This is a genomic window from Paenibacillus plantarum (assembly GCF_013141695.1).
In the GTDB taxonomy this organism is placed as follows: Bacteria; Bacillota; Bacilli; order Paenibacillales; family NBRC-103111; genus Paenibacillus_E; species Paenibacillus_E plantarum.
In genome coordinates this window covers 454132-469363 of the sequence record NZ_WHNY01000067.1, presented here as the reverse complement: position 1 = coordinate 469363, position 15232 = coordinate 454132, and the positions used below count along the sequence as shown (strand labels likewise).

At 44.5% G+C, this 15232-nt stretch carries 15 protein-coding genes; 7 read left to right on the top strand and 8 right to left on the bottom strand.

Features of this window, described 5'->3' with window-relative positions:
- The first annotated feature begins 33 nt into the window (after positions 1–33).
- The 3 genes from GC096_RS25125 (at position 34) to GC096_RS25115 (ending at position 2730) form a co-directional block, all read left to right on the top strand.
- Positions 34–258: a Sec-independent protein translocase subunit TatA/TatB gene (locus GC096_RS25125; RefSeq protein WP_171634021.1), complete on the top strand. Its 225-nt coding sequence runs from the start codon at positions 34–36 to the stop codon at positions 256–258.
- A 186-nt stretch (positions 259–444) separates the two neighbouring features.
- Positions 445–1638, top strand: coding sequence for a putative glycoside hydrolase (locus tag GC096_RS25120; protein ID WP_171634020.1), 1194 nt, complete (start codon positions 445–447; stop codon positions 1636–1638).
- 135 nt (positions 1639–1773) lie between these two features.
- Positions 1774–2730 (top strand): D-2-hydroxyacid dehydrogenase, encoded by a 957-nt coding sequence (locus GC096_RS25115; RefSeq protein WP_171634019.1) that lies wholly within the window; start codon positions 1774–1776, stop codon positions 2728–2730.
- A 477-nt stretch (positions 2731–3207) separates the two neighbouring features.
- Here the strand turns inward: GC096_RS25115 and serS are convergent, their stop codons facing one another.
- From serS to GC096_RS25090, 5 genes are all read right to left on the bottom strand, one after another.
- On the bottom strand, positions 3208–4488 hold the full coding sequence (gene serS, locus GC096_RS25110; RefSeq protein ID WP_171634018.1) for a serine--tRNA ligase: 1281 nt from the start codon (positions 4486–4488) through the stop codon (positions 3208–3210).
- A 303-nt stretch (positions 4489–4791) separates the two neighbouring features.
- On the bottom strand, positions 4792–5760 hold the full coding sequence (gene pfkA, locus GC096_RS25105) for a 6-phosphofructokinase (RefSeq protein ID WP_171634017.1): 969 nt from the start codon (positions 5758–5760) through the stop codon (positions 4792–4794).
- A gap of 37 nt (positions 5761–5797) precedes the next feature.
- A complete protein-coding gene (locus GC096_RS25100) occupies positions 5798–6823 on the bottom strand; it encodes a tetraprenyl-beta-curcumene synthase family protein (protein WP_171634325.1) in 1026 nt (341 codons plus the stop codon).
- Between the two features lie 43 nt (positions 6824–6866).
- Entirely contained in the window at positions 6867–7499 is a 633-nt protein-coding gene (locus tag GC096_RS25095) for a hypothetical protein (protein WP_171634016.1), read from the bottom strand.
- 28 nt (positions 7500–7527) lie between these two features.
- Positions 7528–7842 (bottom strand): hypothetical protein, encoded by a 315-nt coding sequence (locus tag GC096_RS25090; RefSeq protein ID WP_056616352.1) that lies wholly within the window; start codon positions 7840–7842, stop codon positions 7528–7530.
- Between the two features lie 169 nt (positions 7843–8011).
- Here GC096_RS25090 and GC096_RS25085 point away from each other — a divergent pair, with 169 nt between their 5' ends.
- From GC096_RS25085 to GC096_RS25075, 3 genes are all read left to right on the top strand, one after another.
- A complete protein-coding gene (locus tag GC096_RS25085) occupies positions 8012–9346 on the top strand; it encodes a multi antimicrobial extrusion protein MatE (protein WP_171634015.1) in 1335 nt (444 codons plus the stop codon).
- A 20-nt stretch (positions 9347–9366) separates the two neighbouring features.
- Positions 9367–10545, top strand: a complete 1179-nt coding sequence (locus GC096_RS25080) for an MFS transporter (RefSeq protein ID WP_246302933.1) — start codon at positions 9367–9369, stop codon at positions 10543–10545.
- 154 nt (positions 10546–10699) lie between these two features.
- Positions 10700–11347, top strand: a complete 648-nt coding sequence (locus GC096_RS25075) for a nitroreductase family protein (RefSeq protein ID WP_171634322.1) — start codon at positions 10700–10702, stop codon at positions 11345–11347.
- A 115-nt stretch (positions 11348–11462) separates the two neighbouring features.
- Here the strand turns inward: GC096_RS25075 and GC096_RS25070 are convergent, their stop codons facing one another.
- Together GC096_RS25070 and GC096_RS25065 are read right to left on the bottom strand one after the other, a co-directional pair.
- The gene (locus tag GC096_RS25070; protein WP_171634014.1) at positions 11463–11663 is read right to left on the bottom strand and encodes a hypothetical protein; all 201 of its coding nucleotides are present in this window, start codon (positions 11661–11663) and stop codon (positions 11463–11465) included.
- Positions 11664–11874: 211 nt separating this feature from the next.
- Positions 11875–14100 (bottom strand): MMPL family transporter, encoded by a 2226-nt coding sequence (locus tag GC096_RS25065; protein WP_171634013.1) that lies wholly within the window; start codon positions 14098–14100, stop codon positions 11875–11877.
- Between the two features lie 121 nt (positions 14101–14221).
- Between GC096_RS25065 and GC096_RS25060 the strand changes: the two genes are divergently transcribed.
- The gene (locus GC096_RS25060) at positions 14222–14842 is read left to right on the top strand and encodes a TetR/AcrR family transcriptional regulator (protein WP_171634012.1); all 621 of its coding nucleotides are present in this window, start codon (positions 14222–14224) and stop codon (positions 14840–14842) included.
- Between the two features lie 125 nt (positions 14843–14967).
- Here GC096_RS25060 and GC096_RS25055 read toward each other — a convergent pair whose 3' ends face one another.
- Positions 14968–15165 carry a cold shock domain-containing protein gene (locus tag GC096_RS25055; protein ID WP_028556542.1) on the bottom strand — a complete coding sequence of 66 codons (198 nt, stop codon included), beginning with the start codon at positions 15163–15165 and terminating at the stop codon, positions 14968–14970.
- Positions 15166–15232: the final 67 nt, after the last annotated feature.

Sequence of the window (15232 nt, the reverse complement as noted above, 5' to 3'; positions counted from 1 at the left end):
TAGCTAAGATAAATTTTACTGGAGGTGTCTGGAATGGGAGCTTTATCTCCTTGGCACATCATTCTAATTGCGATTGTTGCCCTGCTTTTATTTGGGCCTAATAAACTGCCTGAGCTTGGTCGAGGTTTTGGCAAAATGTTCCGCGAGTTCAAAGATGCAACAAATGGAAACGGCAGCAACTCATCCGCGGATGATCAACCTACGACTACACGGAAAGAAATTAACCCTGAAGTATCGAACAGCGAATCGAATAAGTAAGTCCAAGCACCTGGAGGCCAAGCTTCTAGGTGTTTTTGTTTACATCCATCCTACTCAAGACTGTACCTCATGTGCCAAACGACTCATACAAGCTTCTACAAAAGCCTACAAATTTCCTCTGTGCGTAGTTTCCCGCTTAGCTTATAATGAAAGCTAGAAACAAGGATTGGAGTGGACTTATACATCATGGAAATATTACTCGCCTCACTTGCCCTTATCTGGGGTAATGTTACGGCCGCAAACCCCGATGCAAGCTTTGAACAGCTTGTGCAAGCTTCGCTAGATGCGAAGAACGCTGTTGCTATCGTTCAACCCGTCACGCCTGCGACACCTACGGACGCAACGGATCCACTCGCACCTGTTAACAAGGTAGATCCACAGAAAGATGCTCCTGTTGTTAAAGGGATCTACTCCACTGCACATAGTGCTGGCGGTTCACGACTCAATACGCTTGTAAAACTACTTGATGATACCGATTTGAATGCGATGGTTATCGACGTGAAAGATGACTGGGGATACATTACTTGGGAGACCGGGAATGCCGAGCTTGATGCCATGGGAACAACCCAGAAAATCATTGGTAATATGCCAGGCCTGATGACTACACTACAAGAACATAGCATTTATCCAATTGCACGTATTGTCGTTTTCAAAGACACCATCCTTGCTAAGAAAAAACCGGAATTGTCTTTCGTTAATCCAGACGGTACACTGTGGGATAACGGGAAAAAACCGGCTGACAGCTTTGTCAATCCATACAGCAAAGAGGTATGGGACTACAATATCGCCGTTGCCAAAGAAGCTGTCAAAGCAGGATTCAAAGAAATTCAGTTTGATTACGTTCGCTTCCCAGAAGGCTTCGAGAAACGATCAGACATTCTCAAATATACCAAAGATGAGCGTTCACGGATTGATGCGGTCTCTTCTTTCGTGAAATATGCGAGAGAGCAATTATCTCCACTGGGTGTTCGCGTCTCTGTCGACATTTTCGGATATGCAGCGTCTGTTCCGGCAGCAGAAGGTATCGGTCAAGATTTCGAGAAAATCTCACAGAATGTCGATGTCATTGCTCCAATGATTTATCCAAGCCATTACAGTACGGGTTGGTTCGGCTCCAAAGTACCTGATGCTGCACCTTACGCCACAATCAATGGTGCTTCCAAGGATACCAATAAGAAGCTGGAAGCCATTGATAAGAAAGGCTGGAAGCCGGTTATCCGCCCTTGGATACAAGATTTCACTGCTTCCTGGGTGCCAGGCTATATTAAATACGGCAAGCATGAATTAGATGAGCAGATTCGAGCATTGAAGGATAACGGCGTTAATGAGTATTTATTATGGAATGCCAACAATAATTACACGGCTAACGTAAATTATTAATAGCCAACTATGTCAATACCCCGAGAGCTATGTAGGCTCTCGGGGTATTTCTGCATGCGGTCCGAGTTTACTTTGGGTTTCCATTTCATTTATCATGGTAGTATTCATTTCAAAAATCAAAAAGGATGTGATGATATGCTGAAAATAGTTGCTGTAACAGGTATGAATCTAACTTCAATGCAAGAGCAAATCCCTCAAGATTTGAAAGAGCGCATCCAGTTTCATTGGTTTTCCTCTTCCAAGGATGCTGGCGATCTGCTCCCTGATGCTGATGTGATCATCTCGGCAGGTCGATTACACCCTGACATCGTCAGTCGAGCTCAGAAGTTGAAGTGGGTGCAAACCTTATCCGCAGGCGTTGATAAACTGCCTCTTGCGGAGCTAGATCAACGTCAAGTGATTGTCACGAATGCTAGAGGTGTTCACACCATTCAAATGAGTGAATTCGCACTGAGTCTCATGCTGCAATGGGTTCGGAAAGCTAATTTACTTCATGATAATCAGCAGCAGCACGTGTGGGACAATCAAGTTCGCTTTGGTGAATTGCACGGTAAAACGATTGGGATTATCGGGGCTGGTGCCATCGGTGAGGCTGTTGCTCGCAAAGCCAAAGGGTTCGATATGTCGGTCATCGGCCTGAATCGTTCGGGGACACCACAAGCCGCCTGCGATACAACCGTTCACGGTGAAGAGGGTCTTCAGTTGCTGCTATCCCAAAGCGATTTCATTGTCGTTCTACTTCCAAGCACAGTGAAAACGCGGGGCTTCTTGCAAAAAGAGCATCTAGCGCTTATGAAGCCGAGCGCCTTTTTCATTAACTTAGCTCGCGGTGATGTGCTGGATGAAAGTGCTTTGATTCAAGCCTTGCAGGAAGGCAAACTTGCTGGTGCAGCGTTAGATGTTTTTGAGCAAGAGCCTTTACCTGCTGATTCCCCACTGTGGAGCATGAAGAATGTCATCCTAACCCCTCATATTGCTGGGTCATCTGAACATTATACGGATCGCGTTTCTGCCATTTTCTATCACAATTTGCGCGTGATGCTGGATGGCGGAGAGATGATCAACGTTGTGGACTTGGCGGAGGGTTATTAATTTGGTGTCAGGCTCAGCCTGCAAACTCTAACGGACATGATGATCGTTATTTCTACACAAAAAGGATGTTTGTTCATCTAACGGACATGATTGTCGTTATTGTGCCATTTCAACTCGAATAAAGAGCTAATTCTGCTGAATAGCATCCACTGTGACCGTTAGAGTTTTAAAGGTTCATATTTAAGCCAAATAGCGTCCTCTATGTCCGTTAGCGGATAAGTTGGTGCGCTGGAGCAGAAGAATTTGGGAGTTGGCGGGGTTCGGGTATTCGGGAGCTCAGGGATTCGAGAGTTCAAGGATTCGAGAGTCCAGGGATTCGGGAGTTCAAGGATTCGAGAGTCCAGGGATTCGGGAGCTCAGAAGCTCGGAACCCAGCAGTCAGTAAGCCAGCAAGCACCTTAGCCAAAGTAAATCCGCCACTCTCAACAAAAAGCCCCTTATCCTACTGAAACACTTAGGATAAGGGGCTTTCTATGATTAAACGCTAATGGCTTCCAGTCCCCGCATATACGGTCGCAACGCAGGTGGGATATAAATCGAGCCATCTGCCTGTTGGTGATTTTCAAGCAATGGAATAAGGATCCGCGGCGATGCAACGGCGGTATTATTCAGTGTGTAACAATAACGCAACTCACCTTCTGGATCCCGATAGCGCAAATTACTGCGCCTAGCTTGGAAATCCAGCAGGCTCGACGACGAATGCGTTTCACCGTATGCCCCTCGGCTAGGCATCCATGTTTCAATATCGAATTGCTTGTAGTTTTTGGCCCCCATGTCCCCCGAGCACACCGCTACAACGCGGTATGGCAGTTCTAGACAAGCAAGTAAATCCTCGGCATTTTGTGTAATCAACTGCAGCATGCGATCTGCCTCATCTGCATTATTTTCGCAGAGGATCACTTGCTCAACTTTGGCGAATTGATGGACTCGATATAAGCCTCGTACATCTCTTCCCGCTGAGCCCGCTTCTTTCCGGAAGCAGTTCGATACGGCAGCTAGCTGAATCGGCCCCTCCGATAGATCGACGATCTCCCCCGCATAGTACGAAATCAACGGACCTTCCGAAGTTCCGACTAACCATGTGTTGTCCTCAGGAAGCTCATACGTTTGATCTTTACCTGCTGGAAAGAAAGCGGCATTCAGCAGTGTTTCCTCCCGCACCATAAGCGGTACATCCATGACGGTGAATCCACGATCCGTAAGCAAGTCAATGGCTAGCTGTTGAACAGCTCTGTGCAAATAAAGCCCCATCCCTTTGAGATAATAATTGCGGCTACCTGCAATCTTGACACCCCGAGCAACATCAATCATGTTCAACGCTTCACCAAGCTGAAGGTGATCTTTCATCTCGAAGTTAAAAGTCGGCTTATTTCCAACGACCTTAATCTCTACATTCTCTTGATCGCTCCCACCGATTGGTGTATCAGGCGAAGCTAGATTCGGTATTTTCAGCATGAGTTCCTTGAACTTCAGTTCAAACTCCTTCAATTCCGCTTCAAGTAGGACTAAGCTCTGATTCCAGCCACGGACTTGCTCCTTCAAGCCTTCTGCTTCGGCGGTTTTCCTCTGCATCATTAACGACGCAATTTGCTCTGAGGCACGATTGCGATCTGCACGCAGCAGATCGACTTGGCCCAGCAATTCCCTTTTCTTCTCATCGACTACGAGCAGTTCCTCAACGTGGCATTCTACACCTTTTCGAATCGCTGCTGCTTTCACTTGATCTTGGTTGTTTCGAATCCATTTGATTTCCAGCATGTTCCGTCACCGCTTCCTCTTCTTATAGGTGAAAAAGACAAAAAACGCCCTCAGTCCGATTGGGACGAGGAGCGTTCTGCTCGCGGTGCCACCCAACTTGATGATGACATGAATGGTCATCATCCGCTTGGTTCCGCGATAACGGGCGGTGCCGGTTTATTTAGAGAAGGCTATGAAGCATCCTTCCGATCATGAACGTCTCCGAGTTGGAAGCTCTTCATAGACATGATGTCGATTTATATGTTGTTCGCTATTATAGCCGAAATACAAATGAAGATCAACACCTGTTCATAAAATTTAGGCTTATTGAGACAAACGGCTAGCCAATTCATATAGCTCCATGTTAAATGTACGTTTCGTGTTCACAACAAGATCGATATCCGTTGCCACAAGCTCACCTTTGATAATACCGCAAGCTTTGGAAGAATCACCCTCCATCAGTTTGCGAACAGCAAAATCACCTAGACGACTTGCCAAGATACGGTCATTATGCGTAGGTGCACCACCACGTTGAATATGACCTAGAACGGTCACACGAGGTTCAATCCCGTTCGTTTCCGTGATCTGTTTCGCAATGCCTTCACCAGTTCCTGCACCTTCAGCTACAAGGATAATACTGTGACGTTTGCCATGGTTGAAGTTATCCTTCATCCGATTAGCAACCTCGGTAACATTCACATTCACTTCTGGCACAATAATGGTTTCAGCACCGCTGGCAAGTCCCGCATACAGGGCAATTTCACCACAATGACGTCCCATAACTTCGACAACCGATGAACGTTCATGAGATGTCATCGTATCCCGTAGCTTATTAATGGCATCCACAACGATACTTACAGCTGTATCGAACCCAATTGTAAAATCAGTGAATGGGATATCGTTGTCGATTGTCCCCGGAAGGCCCATCGTTTTGATACCCAATTTGCTAAGCTTGTTCGCTCCTTGATAGGAACCATCTCCACCAATAACAACTAGGCCGTCAATCCCGCGTCTACGCAAGTTGTCTGCACCCATTTGCTGTCCTTCAGGTGTCATAAATTCTTTACAACGAGCTGTTTGGAGAATCGTTCCTCCACGCTGAATAATGTCACCTACGCTACGCAAGTCCATTTTACGAATATCATCGTTAATAAGACCTTGATATCCGCGCTGAACGGCATACACTTCGAGCCCATGGTATAATGCACTTCGAACAACCGCTCGAACCGCTGCATTCATACCTTGAGAATCTCCTCCACTGGTTAAAACGGCAATTGATTTTACTGCTGACATATTAAATTTCCTCCTTCATAATTCTTGTGAATGACATTCATGATGTCGTACGGATGTACATACTATTTATCCAGAAAAACAGCCTGGTTAAAGGACTGTTTTTCATCAGACGCTTTGAGATTTTCTTCACTTGATGTTGACTGTTGACCTTAGGGTCAGATAAATAGAGAGCAAGCAAACCTTCGATAATCATACGATGAAATCTCGGATGTTCCAAGAACAAAATTTTACTTCTCGCCTCTTGAACAATGAAAGCGATTCGCTCTACGGTTATATCTAACGAATCGTAGTAGGTACAGAAATTCAAGTCTCCACCTACAATATCTTCTTCCTGATCAATTAAATAATCAAGCAGAATATGAAGTCCGCACACATAAGGAAAATAAGCTTCCCGGATGGATTCCACTTGCTTGTCCGTCAGATTCGGATCACACGCACCCAAAAATAACATAAACATGCCTAAGGTTGAACCCGTTGCAGCTGCAAACTCATTCCAATCAATCTGACGATATTTATGGTGATGATCATCCCACCATTGATGCAGCTGTGGCTCGCGTAGATCCTTACGAATATGCTTGTACACCTGCAAATCACAGTATAAGCCTACGAACTCTTTGACCTGGTCTGCCACTTTCAAATACGATGGCATTTGGCTAATAGAAGTTTGGCATTGCTGAACAAGGTCTTTTAAATAGCCGCCGTCTTCTTTCTCATCTCTGAACGCATAGTAATCATGCAAAGGCTTCGCAGGATCAACTGCATCTAGCATAGATTGATGCAATTGTCGAAAATCCTTAGGATCCAGCGACGTGCTTCGATCACATAAATTATCCAAGTAGTCACTGATGGACTGGAATGCGACGATGAGTGGAATAAGCACATGGCGCATCGATAAATGAGCAGCTGCATACACAGCTCCTCCTTGACAATGAAATTGCTTCGTTGCAATGCTTGCTAGCGCTTGCGTACGAAGCTCTTCATCGGGAATACTTGCCGCTCTACTTTTCCAGAAGCTCAATTGTTCATTGACACCGGGTAAAATATAGCGATACACACTAATCATTAATCGAATTGGCCCCTGCGGAACCTTCGCATGGCTCCTTATTCTACTTTTGTCCAATTGCTTCAAGTAAACTTCCTCCACAACTTTGTTCATAGCAGAATTGAAGTAATAATTGCATTTCAGATCGCTGTATTTGGCGTAACCAACTATCAACTGTAGGATTCTGAACAAGCGATACCTGAATTTCAATCACATCAATAAATACGTATGGATTCCAAACTGGCGATGTTACAAGTACTTCAAGCTTATGTCGAAGTGCTTCATTGTCCAATTCCATGAAGTCTTTGAGCGATAGATTATCTCTTACAAATTGGATTAGATTAGAATAAATAGGATGATGACCAACATCGTTAAACCAGTATTTCGCATTACTATAATCGCCTTCCATCCGATGCATTAGCGCATGCCAGTAACTTCCGGTTGGATTGGTAATTTCCTGCGATATATCGTGAGATTTATCTAGACTTTCATTTAGAAGAAACAAGCCTGCTTTAATAGCTAATCCATAGGGGAGTTGCTCAGGACTTCCTTCCGTAATCAAGGATGTTGAAAGTCCTTCAATCCGTGCATCCATCGCGACGTCCCACTCTTCAATTGGATAAAGCGCAGGGAGATGCTCCAGAAGTGGTTTCGCTATTGTTCCTAACCAGTTATTCCCATCCTTATTGCTATGCATGCAGTCATTCTCCCTTCATTGACAACCATTAATGGTGGGTTTTTGATTCCAAATCCTGATTAGTCCTGAACCAGAGATGAAGATCATTTATGATTGAAGCCAAGTCAGCAATATCGGAATTCAAACGGCAGGAGGTTACAAAATCGTCTTCCTTATCGAGTTTATTTTGCTTTTCAATAATTTGTGCTTCCAATTTCATAATTCGATCTGGAATAACGCCTCGTATTTGTTCCCACTGTAATAACAGATTTATGCGAACAGCAGCATCATACATTTCCCACTCCAACTCCAAAACAGGAATCTCAATGCCGAGTCTCTCATCATACTGAAAATAGCTGTTCATTCCTGTGTACCTCCTTGCAGGCAAAACTGTCTGTCTTATTCAAGAAACATTCTACCTTTAAATGTATCACTTCAAACCTTCGGTTTCCAGTTAAAATTGTATGTCATCCCGATTTCATTTTCTGATATACTTAAGAAATGTTTGCAAAACGCGAAGGAGTGCGATTTGGATGAATGCTAAGACAGTAAAGGAAACCATCACTTGGAAACAGCTCATCTCCTTTTTCCTCCCCCTCGGACTTTCTGCAACGCTTGTAACCCTCTCGCATGTTATTATTAACAGCACCTTGGCTAGGGCTGATAATCCCGAGGTCGTCATCGCCAGCTATGCCATTCCCCTAAGTCTACTAGGACTGACTGAAAGACCCGTTGTATTGCTACGACAAGCCTGCTCGGCACTTGTCAGGGACCGGATTTCGTTCCGTGCCATGGGCGTTGTCAGCTCATACGTTTTTGCCTGTATCATCCTGCTTGGCCTCATACTCTGTTACACACCGGTTGGAGAATGGGTGTTTCTTTATTTTTTCGGCGTAGAACGTGAAATGCTAGCTGCTACATTAAGTGTTTATCGCATCCTCATGTATGTAAGCATCTTCTCTGGTTTGCGTTGTTTATTTCACGGAATTATCATTTTCAATATGCGTACCAAATGGCTCACTATCGGCATGGGCGTACGGATTATCGCGATGTATTTCTTATCTTTATATTTCATCACGACGGATAATGTCTCCAGTGGTAAAGTTGGCGCCATTATTTTCCTTGTTGGTATGGTCATTGAAGCAGCTGTTGCGATTTGGGAGGGGACAAGCTTACTCAAGCATGTTATTCCGGAGAAAGCACCCAATCATCCAATTGAGACGAAGCAGCAAATTTTCAGCTTTTACAAACCGCTCTTATATTCATCTGTTATCGCAGTCATTATTGGACCATCAATTAATGCAATGTTAGGCAAAACAACACATATCCATCTAGCCATCTCATCCTTTGCGATCGCTGGATCCTTAACACAGTTAGTGATGAGTTTCTTCTCCTACATACATCAAATCGTCTTAAATTTCTATCGCAAAGATGCTGTGCGTGTCAAAAAATTCATTCTCTTGCTTAGCTTCATTCCAGGAGCACTAATTGCCATACTCGCTTATACGCCGATCGGCCCTTGGTTTATGACTCACGTCATGGGTGTAAACGCAGAGCTGAAGCAAGCAAGCCTAAGTGCCATGCGAATTTTCATGATCATGACGATTGTATTCCCTTGGCTTGATTATATGAATGGGATTATTATGCTGCGCGGCCAAACAAAAATCATGGTTTTCTCGCAATCTGCGAATGCTACTATTACGGTAATCACTTTATTCGTTGCCATTGCAACGGTTCCTAGCTGGAACGGGATGATCGGCGCTCTTGCCCAATCTGTGGGCATGTTAGCAGAACTGCTTGTCGTCATCTATGTGCTCAAACGAACTAATGATGTGCAACAACCTAATCAACTTCAAGAAAATATGTAACGAAATGGTGATGATTACGCTTGGCAAATTCAAATGCGATTGATAGAAATGATCGATTGCTTAAAATGTTTACTTTTTCATTTTTTATGACGATGGGGATTGTCGTGACTTTTTTCCCGCTTTATTTCGATTATAAAGGATATTCTAAGATCCAAATCGGCTTGCTCTATGCCATCGGACCACTGATCGGCATTGCAACCAACCTATTGTGGGGGTTCCTGAGCGACCGGTTTCAAACCGTCAAGAAAATCATGATTATTCTGATCCTCGGCCAGCTCGTCACTGCCATCTTGGTTTCTACCGCAGGTTGGTTTTCCCTGCTCTATGTCTGTTTGGCAGCATTTTTCTTCTTCCAACAGCCCGTGAACTCCTTGAATGACAGTCAAGTCATGCTGCATATCCGATCGAGTGGGAAAAGCTATGCCTCTTTCCGCGTGTATGGCTCCATTGGCTTCGCAGTTTCAGCTGGCGGCTTCGGCCTAATCCTACGAGCCTATGGAACGGGACTTACACCTATCTTGCTTTTTATAACGATAGGCTGTACATTAATCATTCTTTTTCTGCTGAAAGATACACGTCAAGGCGGCAAAAAAATGGCCTTTGGCGGCATGGTGAATATTATCCGTTCCAAGAAATTCATCTGGTTCCTTGCACTGGTAATCATCATGTCGGTTTCACATCGGTTCAATGATGGCTTCTTAGCACTGTATATGCGTCAGCTCGGCGCTTCAGATTCACTCATCGGATATGCGTGGATGACATCCGCACTCAGTGAAATTCCGGTCTTTTTCTATCTCAGCAGACACGGGCATCGCTTCAAGGAACTACCCTTACTTGCCTTTGCTGGCGTGATTTACGCCTTCCGCTTCGTCATGATGAGTTTCATTCAGGATCCAGTTTGGGTTATCGGCATTCAACTTCTACATAGCTTAACTTTCGGTGTTTTCCTCTTCACAGCGAATCGATATTTGAGTCAAATTATTCCGGACGAGTACCGCTCTTCAGGTCAAGCCATATTCGCTGTCGCCTGGTCTAGTATAGCTGGTTTGATAAGCGGCACGGCAGGCGGTTGGATCTATAACGAAGCTGGTGGAAGTACCGTTTATATGATTGCAGCATGCTTATCAATAACGTCAGCTATAGGCTTTCTGTGCACGTATTTGTTTCAAAAGAATGAGGGAGCCCTTCCTAGTCGATGATAAGACAATGCTTACTTCCTTAGTACTTGAGCATATTGGGAGTAACAGCAGTTGTACTCCTTGATGATCTCCCCTATAATAAGGATATAGTCTTAGTACCAAGTAATAATCCAAGATGAACATTATGAGCAGCAAAGGTAGGTACACATTTATTATGATGTATGAAGATTTCAAAACCATCGTTCTAGAACGACGCAGCATCCGCAACTTTACCGAGCAAACCGTCGCAGTTGAAGATATTCGTGAAATTATCGACTGTGCTCGTTATGCTCCCAGCGATACGAACTCACAAACATGGAAATTTATCGCCATTCGAAATACAGAGAAGATCAAACATATTGAGCAATTGACTTGGGACCAGCTGCATTTACGTGCCGCGGCTGCCGAGGAGAAAGGGCTATCCAGAGAAGCACGCATGCTGGTGAGATCCTTCGGACCTTACGCAACAGCGTTCTCCGACGCGCCTGTTCTCATCATTTGTTTGGCGACACCTTATGAATCCAAATTCCGTGATCGCATCTTCGACCCGATTCAATTGGTCGATGATCATGTTTGGGCCGAAGAAGGCATCAAGAGCTCTTGCCTAGCTTCGCAGAACCTGATGCTTGCTGCGCACGCTAGAGGACTCGCTACATGCCCTATGACAGGCCCTGTGCTGTTAGCACAGGATCAAATCCGAGCATACCTGGAGATTCCAGCAGAGTATCAAATTAACATGGTCATTTCCCTTGGCTATCCGAAGGATAAGCCTGGTAAAATGGCGCGTAAAGAAATTGACGATATTCTTGAAATCATCGACTAGAATAAGAAAAATGTCTATCGAGTCCTTCTAGGATGAGTGACAGCGTAGTAAACCTAACTAAACCAGATAGCATCCGATTTATCGGATGTTATCTGGTTTTTTTCATCCGACCGACTCACCAATCTGCCTCAACTATTACTTCTCCAGCTACTTCTCCAGCTACTTCTCCAGCTACTTCTCCAGCTACTTCTCCAGCCAAACCATTCTCCACCGCCACAAACAAATTAAATGGATTTATGTTGTTATTATTGCCCATTTTCCTCATTAGGGAGCAATAGATGGATTTTCTGCAGTTAATTTTCTCCAAAATCGACAATACTTCCAATCTCCCTCATATTAGATGTACTTTATCCATCTATTCATTTAATCTCAGGTAAATCGGTAAAACTAACTGTATTTTTTACATTTATTCGAAAAACTATCTTCTCAACTGGCTACACTACGCCTCTACTTATAGAATACACCCATGCTAGACGCACTTAAAAGGAGCTGTCCGCGATTTAACCGGACAGCTCCTTTTTGCATACTTAATTCTTAGAACCAGACGCGAGTGGCGCACGCTTCACTTTACTTGGCCAAAACACCGCATCACCAAGCAGCATCGTGATGGAAGGGACTAGGAACGGCCTTACGATGAAAGTATCTAAGATAACACCGATGGCACAAATGACACCAAACTGCACAAGCACTTGAATCGGCAGTGAAGCTAGAACTGCAAAGGTACCAGCTAGAATCAATCCTGCTGAAGTGATAACACTGCTCGTTGAACTAACGCCTAAACGTATCGCATCCTTCAGTTTCAAGCGATTTCTTTCCTGCCAAATACTCGAAATCATGAAAATATTATAATCCTCGCCTAACGCTACAAGGAAGACGAATGCATACAGCGGAATCAATCCTTGGATCGCGGCTGTATCCATGAAATAGTGCAGGATGAGCCACCCAGCACCTAACGCCGAGTAATAGGAAAGCAGTACCGTTGCTATCAGATAGACGGTTGCAACAATGGACCGTAAATACACGAGTAGCAGAATCGCGATAACCGTGATAACAACAGGGATAACTATTTTCGTATCCCGCTCCACGACGGTCTTGGTGTCATATTGGGTGGCAGTCTCTCCTCCTACCCAAACCTGCGGATTCGCTATACCTGCCTCAACTAGCTTCTGTTCCAAGGTGTTTCGAATCTCAGGAATCCGATTGATTACATCCAAATCGTATGGATCTTGCTTAAAAATCAACTCATACGCCTTGTAACTGGCGTCTTTCTTGCTATCCTCTGGTTTACTAACCGATTCAACATAAGGTAACTTTGACAGGACTCCTTGAACATCTGCCGTCTTGCCTTCCGTGTTAACGACCACTTTGACTGGTGCCAGTGATCCCGGTGAAACATGCTCTGCTAACAAGCTAAAGCCTTCTCGTGACGGCATTGTGGAAGGGAACGACTCCAAAATATTATACGTAAACTTAATTTGAGGAGCGAAAGCTGCTAAAGCAATAAGAATGATTAATGAAATTGCGAGTACACTTTTGGGTCTTTCCGTTACCACTCGCCCTAGTGCAGCATTCATAGCACCAACAGGCTTTTGCTCGCGAATGCGCTTCCCCTTGCGCGCTTCTTTCTCTGCTCGCATTTCTGCTGTCAACGGGATGAACGGGTAGAAAGACACACGTCCAATAATGGCAAGAAGCGCTGGGACAAGTGTTAGACTCGCAACGGCCATAATAAAGATTGCTACGCTAAACGGAATTGCGAACCGATGATTGGAGCCATAATGAGCAAATAGCAAGCCCAACAAGGAAACAATGACAGTGAGTCCACTCATCCCGATCGCACCTGTTGAGCCACCGAATGAAACACGAAGCGCGGTATATTTGTCTTTCTCAACCAATAGGGCCTGTCGGTAGCGAGCCACGAAGAAGAGGCAATAATCCGTTCCTGCTCCAAACAATAGGACAGTCATAATGGAGATTGACTGCGCGTCAACGGTAATCCATCCCTGCTTTGCGAGGTAACCTAGAATAGGTGAAATGATGCCATACGCAAACCCTACACCTACTAAGGGAATAATAGCTAGAATCGGTGAGCGATATAACAGGATTAGAAGAACGAGAACAAGCAGCACGGTAGCCATGAGTAAAGCAAAATCCGCTCCTTTGAATAGCGCTGTTGCATCCGTCTGAATGCCCACTGGGCCTGTAATTCGCGCATGTAAACCATCTTCCTCTATTTTAGCTTCAAAAGGGTCACTGCCTAATTGACTTACGGTTATCTCTTCCAGCTTCTTCATACCTTCCTGGAGGATTTCCGTTTCGGTCCCTTCGTTAAACGAAATCGGCAAGACGAGTATCTTGCCATCTTTGGACACCATGCTTTTTAACGCAGGAGCAGGCATCTGATGCAAAGGGGGCAATCCCTTCTGAGCAGCTAATGGTGTATCCGTGAGCTGTTTTGTAACCTTTTGAACAGCTGCCAAATCTTGATCTGTCAGTCCAGATCCACGATACCAAACAACGAGCGCTGGCACACCCTCATTACTTGGGAATTGTTCTTTCATCAACGCTGCTGCTTCAAGTGACCAGGAATCGGATGGCAATTGCCTAGCAGCATTATTTTCTTGTGAATTGACGTTAGGTAAAAAGACAGATAAAATGCCTGTAAGTAAAATCCAAACGGCCAATGTTACCCATTTGCTGCGGCGACCCGCAACAATACCGCCTATTTTACTGAAAAAAGGATTTTCATGCATGATGTAGCCTCTCTCCTCAAAATGAAATAGTGTTATAATTAATCTCGCAACAGAATTAATTATATATACTATATAGTTAATTAATCAAGTTATATTTAATAACCTCTCAGGAGTGACAATTATGGAAAAAAAATCAAAGGCTCTCGGTAGACCTCGCGTCTCCCAGGGAGACATGCCTCTTAATCAGAAAATTTTAATGACGGCTATTCCCTTATTCTTGTCCCGTGGCTTCGAGTCCGTCTCCATGGACGATATTGCCAAAGAGTGCCAAGTAACGAAAGCATCTGTTTATTACTATTTTCCGTCCAAATCCGACCTGCTTACAGCCTCCATGATCCAACTGATGGATAACGTAAGACGTGTAACCATTCAACGTTTAAGCGAACCTGCTCCGCTTCGCGAAAGGCTTCTCGGCATTACAGTGGGACATCTGAAAGCGGTCGATTTCGACCTGCATTCGTTCATGCGCAAGATGGAGGCCACACTTTCCGAGGAGCAAATGAAAGCCATGCGCAAATCCGAACAAGGCATATTGGATGCGCTCGAAACCGAATTCCAGAAGTCGATTGACTCCGGAGAAATCGGTCCAGTCAATCCACGCGTGATAGCCCGTGCCTATACGTCACTTCTCATGATGGGCCATGCGACGGATGGCGACGGGAATAAAATGTTTCCTCATGAGGGGGAAGCCGCTACGCAAATTATCGACATTCTATGGCATGGCTTATACCCGCCAAAATGACTAATGGATTAGTCATGTGCATGATATATCTCCAAGCAAACAAAAAAGACAGCCTCGAGCGAACTCGAGAACTGTCTTTATTGCTTGTGCTATGACACTATTTATAAGTAGGGAATCCCAGAGTCTTATAATTTGGTGACGTTAGCTGCTTGAGGACCACGGTTACCTTGAGTAATATCAAACTCAACGGATTGGCCTTCTTCTAATGTTTTGAATCCTTCGCCCTGAATTGCGGAGAAGTGAACGAATACATCGTCGCCTCCATCAACAGAAATAAAACCGTACCCTTTTTCTGCGTTAAACCATTTCACTGTACCCTTCAAATGAACAACCTCCTAAAAATATCGCCATCTATGACGAATAAGGAAATTATACCATTTGAGTGGTGAA